The 1,182-nt window shown below is 38.2% G+C and carries 3 protein-coding genes; all 3 read left to right on the top strand.

From position 1 onward, the window contains the following. The first annotated feature begins 2 nt into the window (after positions 1 to 2). The 3 genes from FTV37_RS17585 to FTV37_RS17575 all read left to right on the top strand — a co-directional run bounded on the left by FTV37_RS17585 (position 3) and on the right by FTV37_RS17575 (position 1,008). Positions 3 to 242, top strand: coding sequence for a BrnT family toxin (locus FTV37_RS17585; protein WP_180064349.1), 240 nt, complete (start codon positions 3 to 5; stop codon positions 240 to 242). Next, positions 232 to 447: a hypothetical protein gene (locus FTV37_RS17580; protein ID WP_004811702.1), complete on the top strand. Its 216-nt coding sequence runs from the start codon at positions 232 to 234 to the stop codon at positions 445 to 447. The genes FTV37_RS17585 and FTV37_RS17580 overlap by 11 nt, the downstream gene beginning before the upstream one ends. A gap of 135 nt (positions 448 to 582) precedes the next feature. Then, complete coding sequence (locus FTV37_RS17575; RefSeq protein ID WP_179991870.1) at positions 583 to 1,008, top strand: hypothetical protein; 426 nt, start codon at positions 583 to 585, stop codon at positions 1,006 to 1,008. Positions 1,009 to 1,182: the final 174 nt, after the last annotated feature.

Raw genomic sequence — 1,182 nt, 5'->3', positions numbered from 1 at the left:
AAATAGTCTATCGAGGGCGTGAAATTACTTTTGAAGAAGTATGTAGCGTTTTTCTTGATCCAGAGCTGATGTCCTTTGACGATCTTGGTCATTATGACGAACAACGGTTGATATCAATCGGTCTAAGCAATCGTGGTAGACTACTAACAGTGGTTTGGGTCGAACGTGGTGATGTTGCAAGAATCATTACTGCTTTTGAGCCATCACACAATCAAAAGCGGAGGTATAACCATGCAAAATGAATTAGAACGCTATAAAAATTTTGACCCTACCAATGCGCCAGTAGTAAAACCAAACTTCGTGAAAAAATTACAAGAACGCCATGCGATTGCTCAAGCAAAAGCTTTTGATGCGGATGTTGTAACTTGGCTAAGTTCTCAAGATGATGAAACAAAACAGCATATTAACGAGATGGTTCGTCATATCATGGCATTGAAACGTGTTTAATTAAAATTTTGCTCGATGCTTTGAAATAGGGCTTTAGCCATGTTTCAAAGTCGAGCCACTTTGCGTGCACCGGTATAAATTGAATAACGAAAGAAACCAAGCAAAGTACTGTCCCATCTCATAACTTGGTTGACTATGAAAATATATAATTTAGCCCAAAGTTTTTTCATTATTTCTGTGCTTACTGGCTGCATGGCAAAGCCTGCTTTAGTTTCTAATATTATAGAACCTGTAAAACCAGTATTTTTTATCAAGCAAAGTCCCGAAGTGAAGACTTATATGGTTTCACTTGCAGGTGGCAAATTACATTTAGATCCACATGGTTGTATTCGTCTAAACAGTGATACCAGCCCTTTTATTATCTGGGCTAGTAGCAGCGAGTTAGAATATACAAGTGACGGTAGGATCAGTATTACCAACAAATTTAATAATCATAAAGTTTTTGTAGGTGATGAAATTAGACTTGGTGGAGGCCAGTACCCAACGAAACCTCGATCTATTACTGACCCTATTCCTGATGTTTGCGCTAACCACGGTTATTGGATTGCAGCTCCGCTTTAAAAAGCATTATTTAGGGTCAATCACGCAATAATCTTTGTTTGGTCCGTGACAGTCATTTTTCATGATCCGGACACAGGATTTACCATTACAGTTTTTAATATCTAGGTTATATCTTTGTTCTAGCCAAGCTGCTTCTGCACGACGTTCTTTGATCTCATCAAAACTTGGAATGAA

This window comes from Acinetobacter sp. YH16042 (assembly GCF_013417245.1).
In the GTDB taxonomy this organism is placed as follows: domain Bacteria; phylum Pseudomonadota; class Gammaproteobacteria; order Pseudomonadales; family Moraxellaceae; genus Acinetobacter; species Acinetobacter amyesii.
Note: the sequence above shows the minus strand (reverse complement) of the source record. Positions and strands in the feature narration are given on the sequence as shown.

What these genes read in the sequence shown, in the direction of transcription:
- FTV37_RS17575 (WP_179991870.1), top strand. Translation starts at nt 583, where the DNA reads ATGAAAATATATAATTTAGCCCAAAGTTTTTTCATTATTTCTGTGCTT.
- FTV37_RS17580 (WP_004811702.1), top strand. Translation starts at nt 232, where the DNA reads ATGCAAAATGAATTAGAACGCTATAAAAATTTTGACCCTACCAATGCG.